Raw genomic sequence first — 20,442 nt, 5'->3', positions numbered from 1 at the left:
CCTCTGTACGAAAGAATTGATCCATGACCGATGAAAACAGCGCACAGTGGCACGACGAGCCCACGGACTACGCGCAGGTCGGCAAACTGCCGCGGTTCGAGGCCGCGAGCGCCAAGGATGACAAGGTCCTTGCCGTTTCCAGCTCGCTGAACATCACCGCGGCGTCCGCGGATCCCGAACTCCTGGATCTGCCCTGGCACATCGCCCTGGAAGATTGGCCGGCGGAGAACCTGGCAGCGCTCCCCCGCGGCATCTCGCGGCACATCGTGCGGTTCGCGCACCTTGGCGGCTCCGTCATCGCCATCAAGGAAACGTCCGAACATGTGGCCCGCCACGAGTACCACATGCTCCGCAAGCTGGCCCGCCTGGACGTCCCGTGCGTTGTCCCGGTGGCCGTCATCACCGGCCGGACCACCCCGGACGGGCGGCCGCTGAACCCCGTGCTGGTCACCCGCCACCTGAAGTTCTCCATGCCGTACCGGGCCCTGTTCTCGCAGATGCTGCGCAAGGACACCCTGACCAGGCTCATCGACGCCCAGGCCCTGCTCATGGTCCGGCTGCACCTCATCGGCTTCTACTGGGGCGACGTCTCGCTCTCCAACACCCTGTTCCGCCGTGACGCCGGCGCGTTCGCGGCCTACCTGGTGGACGCCGAAACCGGCGAGCTGTACCCCGATCTTTCCACCGGCCAGCGCGAGTACGATCTCGAGATTGCCCGGGTCAACATCGCCGGTGAGCTGATGGACCTCCTGGACGGCGGCCTGATCGAGGAGAAGGTGGACCCGGTGGCCACCAGTGAACTCATCATGGAGAGCTACCGGCGCCTGTGGGCGGAGCTTACTGAAAAGGAATCTTTCGAACTTGGCGAACGGTGGCGCGTGGGCGCGCGTATCCGCAGGCTCAACGAACTGGGCTTCGACGTCGAGGAATACGCCATCAAAACCACCCAGAACGGTTCCACCATCCAGCTCCAGCCCAAGGTGGTGGACGCCGGGCACCACATGCGCCGGCTGCTGCGCCTGACCGGACTTGACGCCCAGGAGAACCAGGCCCGGCGCCTGCTCAATGACATGGACTCCTTCCGGGCGGACAACAACCCGGGGATGGACGAGGAATACAGCGCGCACCTCTGGGTGAGCCAGGTCTTCGAGCCGATTGTGCGCTCGATCCCCCGTGACCTGTCCCGCAAGCTGGAGCCGGCGGAGGCCGTCCACGAGGTGCTCGAGCACCGCTGGTACATGTCCGAGCAGCAGGCCCGCCACATTCCACTCGCCGAGGCCGTGCAGTCCTACATCGAATCCGTCCTCCGCCACCGCCGGGACGAGGCCGCCATCATGCTCAACCCGGACACCGAAATGCTGAAGATCCTCGAAGTGGAAACCGAGGAGTCCTCCCGCTATGGCGCCGACGAATCCATCGAAGAGTACCCGGACGTCGACGACTGAGGACGACTGACCGGGGACCGGGCCGGGCCGCGTTGGCAGCACGGCTGTGTTAACACCACCCCAACTAGGTAGCAGTAACTGTCGTTTTGAGCGCTCATAACGACAGATAGCGCTACTTAGTTGGGAGGCGGGCGACGGCCTTTAGATGGCCTTGCCCGGGTTCAGGATGCCGGCCGGGTCAAAGAGTTCCTTGATCCGGCGCTGGAGCTCCCTGACAGGTTCCGGCTGCTCCAGGCCCAGCCAGCGCAGCTTGTACTGGCCGATCCCGTGCTCCCCGGTGATGGTGCCGCCCATTTCCAGCGCAGCTTCGATCGACTCGTCCAAGGCATGGTTCAGCCGGCCCATGGCGTCAGCGTCCACCGCGCTGTCCTCGCGGTCAATCCAGAACGTGGGGTGCAGGTTGCCGTCGCCGGCGTGCGCCACCACCTTCAGGCTCACGCCGTGCGTTGCCGCGAGCTCTTCCAACGCCGCCACGTAATCCACCAGGCGTGAGCGCGGCACGGCCACGTCCTCACCTACACGGTATTCGTCATCCACTTCCACGCCCCGGCTGTTCCGGCGGAGCTCCACGAGCTGCTCGGCTTCCGCCGTCGATTCCGTGCTCACCGTTGCCCCGCCTGCGGCGAGGACGGAACGCACGACGTCGGCCTCCGCCGCTGCCCCGAACCCGTCGGTCTGGATGAGGAGCAGCGAACGGCCGCGTGAGCCCAGGTCGGAGCCGTGGAGCTCGTCCAGCTGTGCCAGCGTGCCGCCGTCGAGCAGTTCCATGATGGCCGGCTGCACCCGCGCCCGGCCCACCGCCAGGACGCCGGCAGCGGCCTGCCTGAAGTCCGGGTAGAACGCGGCGATGGTGTGCACGTCACGGGGCAGGTATTTCAGCCGGACGGTGGCCCCCACCACGATCCCCAAAGTGCCCTCGGAGCCGACAAACAGCCCCGTCAGGTCGTAGCCCGCAACGCCTTTGAACGTCTGGTGGCCGGTGTGGATGAGGGACCCGTCGGCCAGGACCACATCCAGCGCCAGTACCGAATCACGGGTGACGCCGTACTTGGCGCAGCGCAGGCCCCCGGCATTTGTGGCAACGTTGCCGCCGATCGTGGAGGAACGGAAGCTCGCCGGATCCGGCGCGTACATCAGGCCATGCGCTGCGGCGGCCTCGTTGAGGGCGGCGTTGACTACGCCGGGTTCGACGACGGCGGTCTCGTCGTCCGGGTTGAGGTCAAGGATGCGGTTCATCCGTTCCAGGGACAGGACTACGCAGTTCCTGCTTGCGTGCGCGCCACCGGAAACGCCCGTTCCCGCTCCGCGGGCCACGACGGCGACGTTGAGGGCCGCACACACCCTGACCACTGCCTGCACGTCCGCGACCGACCTGGCAAAGGCCACCGCTTCGGGGAGCTGGAAATCCAGGATGGGAGCCTGGTCCACGGCATACCTCGCGAGCAATTCCTCTTCGGTACTGACCTGCCCTGGCCCGAGGGCGCCCACCAACTCTTCAACCAAGCTGCCCACGCAGCCTCCCGTTCCTTGTCGTTGTTGTCGTTCTCCCCCAGTCTATTGCGGTGGTTCCCCAACGGTTCGTCCTCCACTATCGACTGCAAACGCTTCCAGCAGGGTGGCCTGCCCGTAACCTACCTATCAGTAGAAATAGTAATTTTCTCGTGGAAACGTTTGCAGTTTCGCGCCGCCTAGGGTCTAAGCTGTCCTCCATGTCTGTAGATACAGCTTTTACCGCCACCGCCCCACTGACGGGCCGGCTGTCCCTTATCCACGATGCCGACACCGCCCCCGGCTGGTGGCGCTCCGCCGTCATCTACCAGGTGTACCCGCGGTCCTTCCGCGACCTCAACGGCGACGGCATCGGCGATCTCGCTGGGATCACCGAGGAGCTGCCGCAGCTGGCCGATCTGGATGTGGACGCCGTCTGGCTGTCCCCCTTTTACAAATCCCCGCAGCGCGATGCCGGCTATGACGTCAGCGACTACTGCGACGTGGATCCGATCTTCGGCACCCTGGGCGACTTCGACGTCATGATTGCCGAGGCCAACCGCCTGGGACTGCGGGTCATCGTGGACCTGGTTCCCAACCACTGCTCGGAACAGCACATGGCTTTCCAAGCGGCCCTCGCCTCTCCTGCAGGGAGCCCGGAACGCGACATGTTCATCTTCCGGGACGGCGCCGGGCCTGACGGCCACGAACCGCCCAACAACTGGCAGTCCCACTTCGGCGGTCCGGCCTGGACCCGGGTCACCGGTCCTGACGGCCAGCCGAACCAGTGGTATCTGCACCTGTTTGATTCGTCCCAGCCGGACTTCAACTGGGACAACCCGGCCGTGCACGCCGAATTTGAGCGGGTGCTCCGTTTCTGGCTGGACCGCGGCGTCTCCGGCTTCCGGGTGGACGTTGCCCACGCTTTGGTCAAGGCCCCGGGCCTGCCTGCCTGGGGCGGCCGGCCGGACGGCGGCAGCTCGGACGGCTTCCCCGGCCACGAGGCCCCGATGTTCGGCCAGCCCGCCCTGCACGATATCTTCAGGGCCTGGCGCCTGATCCTGGACGCGTACGGGCCGGACCGCATTCTGTGTGCCGAAGCCAACGTGGACCCACTACCCCGCCTCGCCGACTGGGTGCGGTCCGATGAAATGCACCAGGCCTTCAACTTCCCCTACCTGCAGGCCGGCCTGGACGTTTACCGGCTGCGCAATGTCATTACGGACTCGCTGACTGCCTTGGATGCAGTAGGAGCCCCCAGCACGTGGGTGCTGTCCAACCACGACGTGGTCCGTCATGCCAGCCGCTTTGGTTACAACGGGTCCGGTCCGCGCGATGGCGACGGCATCGGACCGGCCGATCCACAGCCGGACACAGCCTTGGGCCGCCGGCGTGCAGCCGCCGCCTCCCTGTTTATGCTGGGACTGCCCGGCGCCGCCTACCTGTACCAGGGCGAGGAGCTCGGCCTGCCGGACGGCATCGATATTCCGGAACACTTGCGGGAGGACCCCACGTTCGCGCGCACCGGAGGAGCCCGGCTGGGCCGCGACGGGTGCCGGGTGCCCCTCCCGTGGCGCAGCGCAGAACCGCACATGGGGTTCGGCTCCGGCCAGGATCCCTGGCTTCCCATCCCGGCGAGCTTCACGGAACTGGCACGGGACGCCCAGGCCGCATCGCCGTCGTCGCACCTCTCCCTGTACCGGAACATGCTGGCCCTGCGCCGCGAGCTGGGCCTGGGCCGCGGGTCACTGGCTTGGGCCGAGGACTGGTGCAGCGGTTCGTCCCTTGCGTACGTGAACGGCGATACGCTGGTGCTTATGAACCTCAACCACGAGCCCTTGGAGATGCCGGCGGGCCACGTCCTGGTCCGCAGCGCTGACCCGGGATCAGGAACATTCCTGGCTTCCGGTGAAACCGCGTGGCTGTGGATTGGCGGAGGCGACGCAGCGTAGTGGGACTTGCGGGCATCAAGGACGTTGCCGACCGCGCCGGGCTGTCGATCGCCACTGTGTCGCGGGCGCTCAGCGGCAAGGCAAATGTGTCGGCCAAGAGCCGGCAGCTGGCAAAGGCGGCGGCCGACGAACTGGGCTTCGTCCCGTCCTACCATGCGTCCAGTCTGGCTTCAGGCCGTAACCACAACGTGGGGCTGGTGGTCCCGTCCATCCACCGCTGGTACTTCTCGTCCGTGGTGGAGGGCGTGTCCGGCACCCTGCTCGACGCCGGCTACGACCTCACCCTCTACAACGTGGGTGACCGGCCGGAACGACGCCACAGCGTCCTGAACGACTTCCTGCTTCGTAAGCGGCTGGATGCGGTCATCGCCGTAGCGCTGGTCCTGAGCGAGGCCGAAATTAAGCAGCTCCTGGCAATCCACCGACCGATCGTCGGCATCGGCGGCGCCCTGGCCGGTGCCTCTACGCTCAGGATTGATGACGCCCGCCTCGCCAGGACAGCAACCGAGCACCTCCTAGGACTGGGTCACACCCGGATCGCACACATCACCGGCGATGCCGAACTGAACCAGGACTTCAAACTGCCGGGGATACGCCGGGCTGGCTTTGAGGCAGCAATGCAGGCTGCGGGGCATGCTGTCCGCCCCGAATGGGTAGTGTCCGCGGACTTCACCATCCAAGGCGCCTACGCGAGTGCCCGCAATCTCCTCGCTTCCGCGGCCGGGCGACCCACTGCCATTTTTGCCGCCTCCGATGAGATGGCCATCGGCGCCATCCTCGCCGCGCGCGACTTCGGCCTGCGCGTGCCACAGGATCTCTCCGTGATCGGCATGGACGGACACGAACTCGGCGAGGTCTTTGGGCTGACCACCATCAACCAGGACGCGCGCGGCCAAGGCGCCCTGGCGGCCCGCATGCTGTTGGAAACGCTCGACGCCGGCGCGAAGCGGCCTGCCAAGGGCGCCTCGCCGTCAGCTGCGGCCACTGACCGGGAGTACCCCACAGAGTTCCTGGTCCGGAACAGCACGGCCGTCCCGCCAGCCTGAACTTTCAGTCCTGTTTTAGCTGGGTTTCAGTCCTGGGCTTCCCCGCCCATGAACCTCACGAAACGGTCCAGCACGTTCGGCCAGCCGGCAGCATAGGCGGCACGCGTAGCGGCAGGATCCTCCGCACCTTCCCACCCGTTGTGGACCAGGCGCAGTTCCGTCCCGGACTCCACCGCCCGGAACGCGACTCGCAGCTCAGTGGACCAGATAGCGGTGGTCCCGGGGTGCCAGGACGCGTGGAAGGAAAGGGGCGGTTGCCAGTCATCTATGGAGCCCCAGACAGCGGTCCTGCCGTCGTCAGCTGTTTCCATGATGAGGTTCTCTTCAAACTCAACGTACGAGCCAACCCCGTACACACCGTGTGAATCCAGTGGCCACCATAAGTGCGTGTGATCTGTGAACCCGGCAAACGCCTGCGCCACCGGTCCGGGTACGGTGACCGTATAGATGACAGGTTCCAAGGTCTCTGCGGTCTCAACAGGGGCGGGAAGGGCGTCGTTCGCGTGGCTGAAAAGGTTATCCATGGACGTCAACTCTACGCGGCTCCACACCCCGGACGCTCTCTCACTTTTCGCGGTTTTCCAGCCGTCGCTCTCTCACTTAATGCACGTTTCCAGGGGACGCTCTCTCACTTCGCGTGCCGGGTCGCGGTCATTCGACGACGGCGGGTGCACGTGAGTGCGCGGCTGGTTGTGGGTGGTGAGAGAGGGTGTGGGAATTCACGGCAGGATGTGAGAGAGCGTTCGACGGCGGTGGCCGGTTGGGTGCGTGCCGTGTGTCCGGTGAGAAGGGGTGTTTTTGGTTGTGGTGGTTAATGTGGGAGAGCCCCCCAACCTGGTGGTTGGGGGGCTCTCGACCTGTAATGATGTTCCGGCGGTGACCTACTCTCCCACACCCTCCCGGGTGCAGTACCATCGGCGCTGTGGGTCTTAGCTTCCGGGTTCGGAATGGGACCGGGCGTTTCCCCCACGCTATGACCGCCGTAACCCTTGCTCCACACCCTGCCGGCTGTGCCGTGGGGTGGGAAAACTTTGTGGTTACAACATTGTGGTGTTGTTATTTTGTTGTGTTTTTGTTCCCTGGACAACGTGCCGTCGTATGGACGGGTTTGTTGTTTGGGAACCACATAGTGGACGCAAGCAGTCTTGTTTCTTTTTACCACCCCGTGGTGCAAACCTCTTTTGAATAGGTTTGCGGGGTGGTGTGTGGTGTAAGTTATCGGCCTATTAGTACCGGTCAGCTTCACGAGTCGTTAGTCCTCGCTTCCACATCCGGCCTATCAACCCAGTGGTCTGGCTGGGGGCCTCTCACACACAAGGTGTATGGAAATCTCATCTCGAAGCGAGCTTCCCGCTTAGATGCTTTCAGCGGTTATCCCATCCGAACGTAGCTAATCAGCGGTGCACTTGGCAGTACAACTGACACACCAGAGGTTCGTCCGTCCCGGTCCTCTCGTACTAAGGACAGCCCTTCTCAAATTTCCTGCGCGCGCAGCGGATAGGGACCGAACTGTCTCACGACGTTCTAAACCCAGCTCGCGTACCGCTTTAATGGGCGAACAGCCCAACCCTTGGGACCTACTCCAGCCCCAGGATGCGACGAGCCGACATCGAGGTGCCAAACCATGCCGTCGATATGGACTCTTGGGCAAGATCAGCCTGTTATCCCCGAGGTACCTTTTATCCGTTGAGCGACGGCCATTCCACAATGTACCGCCGGATCACTAGTCCCGACTTTCGTCCCTGCTCGAGATGTCTCTCTCACAGTCAAGCTCCCTTGTGCACTTACACTCGACACCTGATTGCCAACCAGGCTGAGGGAACCTTTGGGCGCCTCCGTTACTTTTTAGGAGGCAACCGCCCCAGTTAAACTACCCATCAGGCACTGTCCCTGACCCGGATTACGGGCCGAAGTTAGATGTCCAAAGTGACCAGAGTGGTATTTCAACGATGACTCCACCCGAACTGGCGTCCGGGCTTCAACGTCTCCCACCTATCCTACACAAGCCACTCCGAACACCAATACCAAACTATAGTAAAGGTCTCGGGGTCTTTCCGTCCTGCTGCGCGTAACGAGCATCTTTACTCGTACTGCAATTTCGCCGAGTTTATGGTTGAGACAGCGGGGAAGTCGTTACTCCATTCGTGCAGGTCGGAACTTACCCGACAAGGAATTTCGCTACCTTAGGATGGTTATAGTTACCACCGCCGTTTACTGGGGCTTGAATTCTCAGCTTCGCCCTTGCGGGCTAACCGGTCCTCTTAACCTTCCAGCACCGGGCAGGAGTCAGTCCGTATACATCGTCTTGCGACTTCGCACGGACCTGTGTTTTTAGTAAACAGTCGCTTCCCCCTGGTCTCTGCGGCCCCGATCCCCTCCCACCAGCGTGTGGTGTTCAAGGTTGGGGCCCCCCTTCTCCCGAAGTTACGGGGGCATTTTGCCGAGTTCCTTAACCATAATTCTCTCGATCGCCTTAGTATTCTCTACCTGATCACCTGTGTCGGTTTGGGGTACGGGCGGCTAAAACCTCGCGTCGATGCTTTTCTCGGCAGCATAGGATCACCAAATCCCCCCGTGAGGGGGTCCCATCAGATCTCAGGCATCATGAACGGCGGATTTGCCTACCGTTCGCCCTACATCCTTAGACCGGGACAACCATCGCCCGGCTTGGCTACCTTCCTGCGTCACACCTGTTAATACGCTTGCCTCCCAGGATCAGGTCCCGCGCTCCACCAAAACCCACGTCACCACAAGGGTGGGCGGGCAGGTCTCGGGCGGTTAGTATCCCCTGTTCAACATGGACGGTTTTTCGCCGGTACGGGAATATCAACCCGTTGTCCATCGACTACGCCTGTCGGCCTCGCCTTAGGTCCCGACTTACCCAGGGCAGATTAGCTTGACCCTGGAACCCTTGATCATTCGGCGGACGGGTTTCTCACCCGTCTTTCGCTACTCATGCCTGCATTCTCACTCGTGTAGGCTCCACCGCTGGTTTACACCGCGACTTCACTGCCCACACGACGCTCCCCTACCACTCCAGACACCTGAACCGGATCCACGAGGGACCGGCTGGGTTATTTGTCTGAAATCCACAACTTCGGCGGTGTACTTGAGCCCCGCTACATTGTCGGCGCGGAATCACTTGACCAGTGAGCTATTACGCACTCTTTTAAGGATGGCTGCTTCTAAGCCAACCTCCTGGTTGTCTTCGCAACTCCACATCCTTTCCCACTTAGCACACGCTTAGGGGCCTTAGTTGGTGGTCTGGGCTGTTTCCCTCTCGACTATGAAGCTTATCCCCCACAGTCTCACTGCTGCGCTCTCACTTACCGGCATTCGGAGTTTGGCTGACGTCAGTAACCTTGTAGGGCCCATTAGCCATCCAGTAGCTCTACCTCCAGCAAGAAACACGCAACGCTGCACCTAAATGCATTTCGGGGAGAACCAGCTATCACGAAGTTTGATTGGCCTTTCACCCCTACCCACAGCTCATCCCCTCCATTTTCAACTGAAGTGGGTTCGGTCCTCCACGACGTCTTACCGTCGCTTCAACCTGGCCATGGGTAGATCACTTCGCTTCGGGTCTAGATCACGCCACTGCAACGCCCTATTCAGACTCGCTTTCGCTACGGCTTCCCCACACGGGTTAACCTCGCGACGTAACACTAACTCGCAGGCTCATTCTTCAAAAGGCACGCCGTCACAACTACAAGGCTGCTCCGACGGATTGTAAGCACACGGTTTCAGGTACTGTTTCACTCCCCTCCCGGGGTACTTTTCACCTTTCCCTCACGGTACTGGTCCGCTATCGGTCATTAGGGAGTATTTAGGCTTATCAGGTGGTCCTGACAGATTCGCACGGGATTTCTCGGGCCCCGTGCTACTTGGGATACTCTCCAGGCGGCACAAAACATTTCGGTTACGGGGCTCACACCCTCTCTGGCCGGCCTTTCAAGACCGTTCACCTATGCCTGCACATCACACCTCACCAGTCCGGCAGAACTGGTATGGAAAGTCCCACAACCCCGACCATGCAACGCCCGCCGGCTATCACACATGGAACGGTTTAGCCTGATCCGCGTTCGCTCGCCACTACTAACGGAATCACTATTGTTTTCTCTTCCTGCGGGTACTGAGATGTTTCACTTCCCCGCGTTCCCTCCACGCACCCTATGTGTTCAGATGCGGGTCACCAGGCGACTCGCGCCCCTGGCGGGGTTTCCCCATTCGGACACCCTGGGATCACAGTCCGGTTATCGACTCCCCCAGGCTTATCGCAGATTCCTACGTCCTTCTTCGGCTCCTAATGCCAAGGCATCCACCGTGTGCTCTTAAAAACTTGACCACAAAAGATCAAAAAAACTAATTTTCGAGAGAACCACAGAAACCACCCACACCCCAAAAGAGTGCGGACAGATCCAGGTTCATAATTCTTGGAAATTGCTTCTTATAAAAGATGCTCGCGTCCACTATGTAGTTCTCAAACAACAACCCCAAACCACACACCCCACACACACAAAGTGCGCGCTCGGTGCAGCCAGGAAACCAGAAACAAACAAGTACCGGGAAAACCCGGCCCTGTTGCCTCAGGACCCAACAGTGTGCCAAACACTAAACCACCCACCCCCATCCCGCACCGTTCCAGGCAGAGACGGCCATCCCGAAGGACAACCAACCACCGTACTGGGCGAGGAAAGAAACAAGCGGCCGCTATTTGTTGATATTCCACCCTTGAGCACCCGCCGCAGAACTTGCGTCTGCGCAACGGGCATATACTCCTGACAACCCCTCCACACCCGCATACACGGGGCAAGGTGACTGTAGGTGCTCCTTAGAAAGGAGGTGATCCAGCCGCACCTTCCGGTACGGCTACCTTGTTACGACTTAGTCCCAATCGCCAGTCCCACCTTCGACAGCTCCCTCCCACAAGGGGTTAGGCCACCGGCTTCGGGTGTTACCAACTTTCGTGACTTGACGGGCGGTGTGTACAAGGCCCGGGAACGTATTCACCGCAGCGTTGCTGATCTGCGATTACTAGCGACTCCGACTTCATGGGGTCGAGTTGCAGACCCCAATCCGAACTGAGACCGGCTTTTTGGGATTAGCTCCACCTCACAGTATCGCAACCCTTTGTACCGGCCATTGTAGCATGCGTGAAGCCCAAGACATAAGGGGCATGATGATTTGACGTCGTCCCCACCTTCCTCCGAGTTGACCCCGGCAGTCTCCTATGAGTCCCCGCCATCACGCGCTGGCAACATAGAACGAGGGTTGCGCTCGTTGCGGGACTTAACCCAACATCTCACGACACGAGCTGACGACAACCATGCACCACCTGTAAACCGACCGCAAGCGGGGCACCTGTTTCCAGGTATTTCCGGTTCATGTCAAGCCTTGGTAAGGTTCTTCGCGTTGCATCGAATTAATCCGCATGCTCCGCCGCTTGTGCGGGCCCCCGTCAATTCCTTTGAGTTTTAGCCTTGCGGCCGTACTCCCCAGGCGGGGCACTTAATGCGTTAGCTACGGCGCGGAAAACGTGGAATGTCCCCCACACCTAGTGCCCAACGTTTACGGCATGGACTACCAGGGTATCTAATCCTGTTCGCTCCCCATGCTTTCGCTCCTCAGCGTCAGTTAATGCCCAGAGACCTGCCTTCGCCATCGGTGTTCCTCCTGATATCTGCGCATTTCACCGCTACACCAGGAATTCCAGTCTCCCCTACATCACTCTAGTCTGCCCGTACCCACCGCAGATCCGGAGTTGAGCCCCGGACTTTCACGGCAGACGCGACAAACCGCCTACGAGCTCTTTACGCCCAATAATTCCGGATAACGCTTGCGCCCTACGTATTACCGCGGCTGCTGGCACGTAGTTAGCCGGCGCTTCTTCTGCAGGTACCGTCACTTTCGCTTCTTCCCTACTGAAAGAGGTTTACAACCCGAAGGCCGTCATCCCTCACGCGGCGTCGCTGCATCAGGCTTTCGCCCATTGTGCAATATTCCCCACTGCTGCCTCCCGTAGGAGTCTGGGCCGTGTCTCAGTCCCAGTGTGGCCGGTCACCCTCTCAGGCCGGCTACCCGTCGTCGCCTTGGTGAGCCATTACCTCACCAACAAGCTGATAGGCCGCGAGTCCATCCAAAACCACAATAAAGCTTTCCACCCCCCACCATGCGATGAGGAGTCATATCCGGTATTAGACCCAGTTTCCCAGGCTTATCCCAGAGTTAAGGGCAGGTTACTCACGTGTTACTCACCCGTTCGCCACTAATCACCGGTGCAAGCACCGGATCATCGTTCGACTTGCATGTGTTAAGCACGCCGCCAGCGTTCATCCTGAGCCAGGATCAAACTCTCCGTTGAAGAAAAACAGACACAACCACCAACCCCGGAAATAACAGGATAAAATGGCTGCACAAAATTTGAAACCAGCTAAAAACACCAGACCACACCACGGGGTGGCGGGCCCGGCAAATTCAACCAATTCAATACAATAAATTGGTATCAACAAACTTGGCACACTATTGAGTTCTCAAACAACAGACACACCCGGCACCACCACAACCAACATATCGGCCGTGGATCGCTCCGGAGCAACTTTTCAAACTTACCGGCTGATCTCACTCTTGTCAACTCGGCGTCCGCGACCTTCTCAGCCTGAGGCTTTCGTGTCGGTTTTTTCCGTCTGACTCCGTGGAGCAGCGCGGAAATAAACTCTACCACCACTTTGCCGAGATGGCCACCCAACCACCGTGCGGCCTCCTGCACCCCCTCCCTCAAGGCAGCAAAAAGCCCGGAATCTCAAGGATTTCCGGGCTTTTCGTGGTGCAGTTAAGAGAGCGGGTTCACACCATTCGGTCGGCCGGCCGCTTGCGGAACGGGCTTGAAGTACGCCGCACCCAGGGGCGGCAACGTTACGGTCAACGATGCCGGCTGGCCATCAAGCCCTTCGTCCAGGGCAATCAGCTTGCCGCGATTCAGGACACCTGAACCGCCATAGACCGCAGCATCGGTGTTAAGCACCTCGGCCCAGGCCCCGACAGCGGGAACGCCGAGGACATAGCCCACATGCGGACCGCCGGAGAAGTTGATGGCGCACACCAGGGGATTGCCGTCCTTGTCCCAGCGGACAAATGTCAGGACGTTGCGGTCAGCATCCCCACCATTGATCCACTGGAAACCACCGGGCTCGTTGTCCCGCGTATAGAGGGCCGGCGTCGCGGTGTAGAGCTCGTTGAGGTCTTTGGTCAGGAGCTGTACCCCGCGGTGCGCCGGAATGTCGGCCAGGTACCAGTCCAGGCCGTGCTGCTCGGACCATTCAGCCTCCTGGCCGAATTCGGTGCCCATGAAGACGAGCTGCTTGCCCGGGTGCGCCCACTGGAACGCAAAGAAGGCGCGCAGGTTGGCCAGCTGCTGCCAGCGGTCCCCCGGCATCTTCCCGAGCATGGAGCCCTTGCCGTGCACTACTTCGTCGTGGCTGATGGGGAGCAGGAAGTTCTCGGTGAACGCGTAGACCATGGAGAACGTCATGGTGCCGTGGTGCCATTTCCGGTTCACGGGGTCCTCGGAGGCGTATTTGAGGGAGTCGTGCATCCAGCCCATGTTCCACTTGAGCCCGAAGCCCAGGCCGCCGTGGCTTGTGGGGGCGGTGACGCCGGGGAAAGCGGTGGACTCTTCGGCGATCATCACGGCGCCGGGGTGGGTCTTGTAGACGGTGGCGTTGACTTCCTGGAGGAAGGAAATGGCTTCCAGGTTCTCCCGTCCGCCAAAGCGGTTGGGCGACCACTGCCCGTCTTCACGCGAATAGTCCAGGTACAGCATCGAGGCCACCGCATCGACGCGGAGACCGTCGATGTGGAACTCGTCGAGCCAGTACAGCGCGTTGGCCACGAGGAAGTTCCGCACCTCGGTGCGGCCAAAGTCGAAGATCAGCGTTCCCCAGTCGGGGTGCTCGCCCAGGTTGGGGTCAGCGTGCTCGTACAGGGGCTGGCCGTCGAACTGGGCCAGCGCCCAGTCATCCTTGGGGAAGTGCGCGGGCACCCAGTCCAGCAGCACGCCAATTCCGGCCTGGTGCAGGGAATCCACCAGGAACCGGAATTCGTCCGGGTGGCCGAAGCGGGATGTCGGCGCAAAGTAGGACGTCACCTGGTAGCCCCAGGACCCGCCGAAGGGATGTTCGGCCACGGGCATGAATTCGACGTGCGTGAAACCCAGCCATTTGACGTACTCCACCAGCTCTTTGGCGAGCTCGCGATAGCCCAGGCCAAGGCGCCAAGATCCAAGGTGGACTTCGTAGGCACTCATGGGCGAATTGTGCGGGTCACGCTGGGCGCGTGCCGCCATCCATTCGTCGTCCTTGAACACGTAGGACGGTTCCACCACGCGGGAAGCTGTCAGCGGCGGGACCTCGGTGCCGAAGGCCAGGGGGTCCGCCTTTTCGACCCAGTAGCCGCCCTTGGCCTTGATCTCGAATTTATAGCACGCCCCTGCTAAAACGCCCGGCACGAAGACTTCCCACACTCCGGATGACCCGAGCGAGCGGAGCGAATTTTCGCGGCCGTCCCACGAGTTGAAGTCGCCTTTGACGCGGACCGCCTCCGCGTTCGGCGCCCAGACGGCAAAGGAGACCCCGTCAACGTCGCCCAAGGGCGACTTGTAGTGCTGGACGTGCGCGCCAAGCACTTCCCAGAGCTTCTCGTGCCGGCCCTCACTGATAAGGTGCAGGTCCACTTCACCCACTGTGGGCAGGTAGCGGTACGGCTCGTCCACAGTCACGGGTGCGGCTCCGGCGTAGGTGACTTCGAGCCGGTAGTCGGGCACGTGGCCGGCCTGCAGCGGCTCCAGGACTGCCACCCACACGCCGTTGGCCTCGTGGACCATGGGCACTGAACCAACGGCAGTCACCACGCTCACTGCCTCCGCGAGGTGCTTGACCGTCCGGACAGTCACATGGCCGTGGTCGTCCAGGTGGGCGCCGAGTACCGAGTGCGGCGCGTGGTGTTCGCCGTTCGCCACGCGGGCCAAGGTGTCCGGGTCCACGTGAAGAGGCACACGGGGCCGGTCTGTACGTGCTGAGCCTGTCATTTTGATACCTTCCGATGCTGCCCCGGCCTGATCGCCGGAGCCTTTAACGCTGAGGAGCCGCCTGGACGCATTCGTTGGAATGGCCAGCCAGTCAGGTCTGTTCCGCATTTCATAAACAACTTCGTAAAGGGCCTTGTCCAGCCACAATGCCACAAAGAGCGGTGAAGTCCGGTCGATGGTGCCGGGTGTGACTTCGGCGTAGCCGGCAAGGAACGCGTCGGCACAATCATCGACCCAGGATGCCGGGACGCGGGCCCCCTGATATTCGCGTTCCGCCGCGCCGGCCGCGTAGTCGAAGGAGCGCAGCATTCCCACCACGTCCCGGAGTGGAACGTCGGGGAAGTTGCGTTCGGCGATAGGCCGCAGCGGCTCACCTTCAAAATCAAGGATGGCCCACCGGCCGGGCTCGCCCCCGTGGCCCGGGACGTGCAGGATCTGCCCGAGGTGGAGATCGCCGTGGATCCGCTGCAGCGGTCCTGCCGGCACGCCGTCGAGCTCGCCAAGCACCGCCCCTAGCGCGTCGTCGTAAGGCCCGACGGCGGTACGGGCTTCCGCCCATGCCTGCCGGACCCGCTGGGCTACTCCGGGAGCAATGAGCTGCCCCGGGGCCGGTTCAACCGCTGTGCCGAGTGCCTCCGCCAGCCGCCGGTGGACAGTGGCCGTGGCAGCGCCCAGGGCATGCGCCTCGGCGGTGAAATCGGCACCAGTGCGCGCGGCATCCACAGCAAGGCGCCAGGCATCGCGGCCGCTGGCGAGGAATTCGTGGGCTACGGCAAGCTCGCCCTGCGATGACGCCTGTGCCGGGAGCCCCGGTGACGCCGGCACTTGCCATTCCCCGCGGACCCACCCCAGTGTGGCCGGAACCTCGAAGGTGCTCTGGGCCGTCAGTGCCGCCCCTACCTCGACCTCAGGGTTGATCCCTGCAGAGAGGACGCGGAAGAACTTCACGATCGCAGCGGACTCGCCGTCGTCAACAATGACAGAGCTGTTGGACTGCTCGCCGGACAGGACTTTGACCATTCCGTGGGCGGTAGGCAGCCGGTGCTCCGACCGCGTGCGGTGGCCCGTCGCCGAGCCCGTGCTTGAGCCCGCTTCGGACCGGATCAGCTCCAGCCAGGAAGACACAAAGGAAGGATCGTGCACGGCGTCGTAGATCCAGGGCATGCCGGCCTCGGGAGCGTGGCCGACCAGTGCCCGCTCCGCTCCGGCAAGCGGACCTGCCCGGTAACTCAGCGGGACCTGGACCACGTCAGTCCGGAGACCGCCGTCGGCCGTCCGGGAGGAAACAGCCAGCAGGAAGACCTCCAGCCGGGCCTGCCCGGCGGCATCTTCAAGGCTCAGGCTGCCTGCCTGTTCCAGCGAAAAATCGGCTGTCTTCACGGGGAACCACCGCTGGCGCGGAAGCCATTCGCGAAGGACAGCGCTCAGTGCGGCGGTGAGGTTGGGCTGGGGCATGTCAGTTCTCGATGGACAGGATGGGCAGTGCCTGCGTGTACGGGGAGGCTGGATTGGACGTCGCCGAGCGGACCCGCAGCCAGAAGAAATCATGGCTTCCCAGGGTCAGCGTAAGTGATCCGTCGTCGTCGATCCCGGGGAACGGCTGCCCCCCGAACACATCGCGCAGCCCGCGGCCGGCAAACTGGGGAATCCGCAGTTTTGCCGCGACGGGGTGCTGCGAAAGGTTGAAGGCGCACAGAATGGATTCGCCGGGCAGCCCCGCAGTGTTGTCATCCGAAAGTTCCCGGATATAAGCCACAATGGCGTCGTGGTCGGCTTCGACATGCTTGAACGCGCCCAGCCCGAAGGCAGGGTGGTTCTTGCGGACGCTGAGGATCTGCCGGGTCCAGCGGAGCAGGGACCCGGAGTGGGCGGCCTCGGCCTCCACATTGGCCATGGCGTAGTTGTACACCAGCGACTGGATGACAGGCAGGTAGAGCTTGCCTGGATCAGCGTTGGAGAATCCTGCGTTCCGGTCCGGGTTCCACTGCATGGGGGTGCGGACAGCATCGCGGTCGTCGAGCCAGATGTTGTCCCCCATGCCGACCTCGTCCCCGTAGTACAGGAACGGGCTGCCCGGCAGCGACAGCAGCAGGGCATTGATTAGTTCGATCTCCGCCCGGGAATTGTCCAGCAACGGTGCAAGGCGGCGCCGGATCCCGATGTTGGCGCGCATCCGGGGGTCGGGGGCATACCAGCCCAGCATCGCAGCACGCTCATCCGCCGTGACCATTTCCAGCGTCAGTTCATCGTGGTTGCGCAGGAAGGTCCCCCACTGCGCCCCTTCCGGGATCTCCGGGGTGTCATGCATGGTCTCGATGATCGGAGCGGCCTTCTGGTCGCGCAGGGCGTAATAGAGGCGCGGCATGATGGGGAAGTGGAAGGCCATGTGGCATTCGGGTTCTTCCGCCGTTCCGAAGTACTCCACCACCTCGTTGGGCGGCTGGTTGGCCTCGGCGATGATGACACGGCCCGGGTAGCCTTCATCCACCATGGCCCGCAGCTTGCGCAGGAAGTCATGGGTGGCCGGCAGGTTCTCGCAGTTGGTTCCCTCCTCCTCGAAGAGGTACGGGATGGCGTCCGCCCGGAAACCATCGATGCCTTGGTCCAGCCAGAAACGGACCACGTCAAAGAGCGCTTCGATGACCTTGGGGTTTTCGAAGTTCAGGTCAGGCTGGTGGCTGAAGAAGCGGTGCCAGAAGAACTGCCGGCGGATGGGGTCGAAGGTCCAGTTCGACTCCTCCGTGTCAACGAAGATGATGCGGGCGTCCTGGTACTTCTCGTCCGTGTCGCTCCACACGTAAAAATCGCCGAAGGGACCATCCGGGTCCTTGCGCGATTCCTGGAACCAGGGGTGCTGGTCCGAGGTGTGGTTCAGCGGCAGGTCAATGATGACCCGGACGCCGCGGGCGTGGGATTCGGCCACCAGCCGCTTGAAGTCGCTGATGGTGCCGAATTCATCCAGGACGGAGTTGTAGTCCGAAATGTCATAGCCGCCGTCACGCAGTGGCGACTGGAAGAACGGCGGGAGCCACAGGCAGTCCACGCCAAGCCACTGCAGGTAGTCCAGCCTGTCGATCAGGCCGGAGAAGTCGCCCGAACCGTCGCCGTTCGCATCCGCAAAGGCCCGCACCAGCACTTCATAGAACACGGCCTTCCGATACCAGAGCGGATCGTGGGGCAGCCCAGGGGCGTTTAGCTCAAATGTGCTCTTGGGGGTGAAATGCTGGCCGGAACTCTGCGGATTAAAGCTCACTGATGCAATCTCCTCACGCTCAGGATGTGTGCGGGTTCGACATGCGCGTCCAGGCGGACGTAGTTGTATTCGCCCCATTCCCAGGATTCTCCGGAAATGAGGTCATCCACCCGGAACCCGCCGTTGGGCGACAGGTCCTCGGGGTCGAGTTCCAGGGCAGCCAGATCCAGTGAAATGGTGCTCTCCCTGGTGCCGTGCGGATCGACGTTGACCACCACAATGATGGTGTCCTTGGTGCCGTCCGGCAGGGTCTTGTGCTTGGAGTACACCACCGTGGCGTCGTCGGTGCTGTGGTGGACCGTGAGGTTCTGCAGGTCAAGCAATGCGGGGTGGTTGTGCCTGATCGCGTTGAGCCTGGTCAGGTACGGCGCCAGGGTGCGGCCCGAGGCCGCGGCAGCGTCCCAGTCACGGGCTTTGTATTCGAATTTCTCGTTGTCGATGTACTCTTCCGCGCCGGGGCGGGCAACATGCTCATAGAGTTCGAACCCGGCGTAAACGCCCCACAGGGGGCTGGCGGTTGCGGCCAAGGCGGCGCGGATCTTGAAGGCCGCCGGACCGCCGAACTGCAGGTATTCCGTGAGGATGTCCGGCGTGTTGACAAAGAAGTTGGGCCGGAAGTACGCCGGCGACTCGTGGCTGACCTCCGTGAAGTAGGTTTCCAGTTCCTTTTTGGTGTTCCGCCACGTGAAGTAGGTGTAGGACTGCTGGAAGCCCGCCCGGCCCAGTGCGTGCATCATGGCGGGGCGCGTGAATGCTTCGGCGAGGAACACCACGCCGGGTGTCTTTTTGTTGACCTGGCCAATGAGCCATTCCCAGAACCACACCGGTTTGGTGTGCGGATTATCCACCCGGAAGATCTTCACGCCATGGCTGACCCACAGCAACACGACCCGCAGGATTTCCTTGGACAGGCCCTCGGGATCATTGTCGAAATTCAGGGGGAATATGTCCTGGTATTTCTTGGGCGGGTTTTCGGCATAGGCGATGCTCCCGTCAACCCGGGTAGTGAACCATTCCGGGTTGGACTGCACCCAGGGGTGGTCCGGCGCGGCCTGAAGCGCCAGGTCCAGGGCGACTTCCAGGCCCAGTTCATTGGCGCGGGCAACAAAGGCGTCGAAGTCCTCGAACGTGCCCAGTTCCGGATGGATGGCGTCGTGGCCGCCCTCCTTGGCGCCGATGGCCCAGGGCGAGCCGGGGTCGTGAGGGCCGGCAATCAGGGTGTTGTTGGGGCCCTTGCGGTGCTGGACGCCGATGGGGTGGATGGGCGGCATGTAGAGCACGTCGAAGCCCATTTCCGCCACCGCGTCCAGCCGCTTCGCCGCGGTCCGGAAGTTCCCGGACGTCCACGCACCGGTGGTGGCGTCCCTGACTGCGCCTTCGGACCGGGGGAAGAATTCGTACCAGGCTCCGCGGCCTGCGAGATCGCGCTCCACCAGCAGCGGGAACTGCTCGGAAACGGTGACGAGTTCGCGGATCGGCTGGCGGTCCACCACGGCGGCCACGTCCGCGCCGAAGCCGGCAGCGAGGCGCTCCTCGTCGGTGAGGGATCCGTTGCCCAGAATGGAAGACGCCATGCGGAGGGTGCGCCGTTCCGATGCATTGCGGGAGGAGTCGTCGGCCGCTTCTGAGAGCAGCGCAGAGCCTTCGGCGAGCATCAGCTCCACGTCGATCCCTGCGGCCACTTTGACCTCGGCGTTGTGGTGCCAGGTTCCGTAGCTGTCGTGCCAGGCTTCAATGAAAAATGTCCAGTTTCCAACCGCCGACGGCGTGAGGACACCCTCCCAGCGGTCCGTCCCGAGGCCGCGGTCCCCCTTGGGCGGCGCCAGCCTGACGCGCTGGCGTTCCTTCCCGCGGGGATCCAGGAGGACCGCGCTGACTCCCAGCTGGTCATGCCCCTCCCGGAAAGCGGTGGCTCCCACCACAATTCCCTCCCCCGGCAAGGCCTTGGCAGGATACTTTCCACCCTCCACCGCAGGCTGCACGGCGGTGATCGGAAAACGGCCAAATCTTAGCCCATCGGTGATTTTGCCTTTCGGCTTTTTCTTTGAGGCGGCACGGGTTACTGAGTTAGTCGTCACAGGCTCGACGTTAGCGAGAAATGGCCCAGATTGCTAAGCCCGCGCGGCTTTTTGTCACGGCGTTTCGACTTATCCGCCACGCCAACTGTCATTTACCT

Annotated in this window: 8 protein-coding genes and 3 rRNA genes; 3 read left to right on the top strand and 8 right to left on the bottom strand. The window is 62.2% G+C overall.

All coding sequences use genetic code 11. From position 1 onward, the window contains the following. The first annotated feature begins 23 nt into the window (after positions 1–23). On the top strand, positions 24–1,445 hold the full coding sequence (locus AC3IT0_RS04180) for a DUF4032 domain-containing protein (protein WP_489322530.1): 1,422 nt from the start codon (positions 24–26) through the stop codon (positions 1,443–1,445). A 141-nt stretch (positions 1,446–1,586) separates the two neighbouring features. On the opposite strand, the gene AC3IT0_RS04175 is transcribed toward AC3IT0_RS04180, so the two are convergent. Next, positions 1,587–2,957 (bottom strand): FAD-binding oxidoreductase, encoded by a 1,371-nt coding sequence (locus AC3IT0_RS04175; RefSeq protein WP_489322529.1) that lies wholly within the window; start codon positions 2,955–2,957, stop codon positions 1,587–1,589. A 197-nt stretch (positions 2,958–3,154) separates the two neighbouring features. On the opposite strand from AC3IT0_RS04175, the gene AC3IT0_RS04170 reads away from it, so the two are divergent. Then, the gene (locus AC3IT0_RS04170) at positions 3,155–4,885 is read left to right on the top strand and encodes a glycoside hydrolase family 13 protein (RefSeq protein ID WP_489322528.1); all 1,731 of its coding nucleotides are present in this window, start codon (positions 3,155–3,157) and stop codon (positions 4,883–4,885) included. Continuing rightward, entirely contained in the window at positions 4,885–5,931 is a 1,047-nt protein-coding gene (locus AC3IT0_RS04165; RefSeq protein ID WP_489322527.1) for a LacI family DNA-binding transcriptional regulator, read from the top strand. Before AC3IT0_RS04170 ends, AC3IT0_RS04165 begins: the two co-directional genes overlap by 1 nt. Before the next feature lie 26 nt (positions 5,932–5,957). On the opposite strand, the gene AC3IT0_RS04160 is transcribed toward AC3IT0_RS04165, so the two are convergent. The 7 genes from AC3IT0_RS04160 to AC3IT0_RS04130 all read right to left on the bottom strand — a co-directional run bounded on the left by AC3IT0_RS04160 (position 5,958) and on the right by AC3IT0_RS04130 (position 20,344). Further along, the gene (locus AC3IT0_RS04160; RefSeq protein ID WP_489322526.1) at positions 5,958–6,455 is read right to left on the bottom strand and encodes an SRPBCC domain-containing protein; all 498 of its coding nucleotides are present in this window, start codon (positions 6,453–6,455) and stop codon (positions 5,958–5,960) included. Positions 6,456–6,799: 344 nt separating this feature from the next. After that, a 5S ribosomal RNA gene (rrf, locus tag AC3IT0_RS04155) occupies positions 6,800–6,916 on the bottom strand. A gap of 220 nt (positions 6,917–7,136) precedes the next feature. After that, positions 7,137–10,276 (bottom strand): 23S ribosomal RNA (locus AC3IT0_RS04150). A 490-nt stretch (positions 10,277–10,766) separates the two neighbouring features. Further along, positions 10,767–12,292 (bottom strand): 16S ribosomal RNA (locus AC3IT0_RS04145). Together the 16S, 23S and 5S rRNA genes form the textbook arrangement of a ribosomal RNA operon. Before the next feature lie 468 nt (positions 12,293–12,760). Further along, positions 12,761–16,468 (bottom strand): 1,4-alpha-glucan branching enzyme, encoded by a 3,708-nt coding sequence (locus AC3IT0_RS04140; protein ID WP_489322525.1) that lies wholly within the window; start codon positions 16,466–16,468, stop codon positions 12,761–12,763. 1 nt (position 16,469) lies between these two features. Beyond that, positions 16,470–18,266, bottom strand: a complete 1,797-nt coding sequence (gene treS / locus AC3IT0_RS04135) for a maltose alpha-D-glucosyltransferase (RefSeq protein WP_489322524.1) — start codon at positions 18,264–18,266, stop codon at positions 16,470–16,472. After that, positions 18,263–20,344: an alpha-1,4-glucan--maltose-1-phosphate maltosyltransferase gene (locus AC3IT0_RS04130; RefSeq protein WP_489322523.1), complete on the bottom strand. Its 2,082-nt coding sequence runs from the start codon at positions 20,342–20,344 to the stop codon at positions 18,263–18,265. The genes treS and AC3IT0_RS04130 overlap by 4 nt, the downstream gene beginning before the upstream one ends. Positions 20,345–20,442: the final 98 nt, after the last annotated feature.

The organism is Pseudarthrobacter sp. KH_020_B (assembly GCF_057840185.1).
The sequence above is the reverse complement of the archived record's forward strand: the minus strand, read 5'-3'. Positions and strand labels throughout refer to the sequence as shown.

Bases quoted from the DNA above. Each gene is read 5' to 3' on its own strand.
- AC3IT0_RS04170 (WP_489322528.1), top strand. From the start codon at position 3,155: ATGTCTGTAGATACAGCTTTTACCGCCACCGCCCCACTGACGGGCCGG.
- AC3IT0_RS04160 (WP_489322526.1), bottom strand. From the start codon at position 6,455: ATGGATAACCTTTTCAGCCACGCGAACGACGCCCTTCCCGCCCCTGTT.
- AC3IT0_RS04140 (WP_489322525.1), bottom strand. From the start codon at position 16,468: ATGCCCCAGCCCAACCTCACCGCCGCACTGAGCGCTGTCCTTCGCGAA.
- AC3IT0_RS04180 (WP_489322530.1), top strand. From the start codon at position 24: ATGACCGATGAAAACAGCGCACAGTGGCACGACGAGCCCACGGACTAC.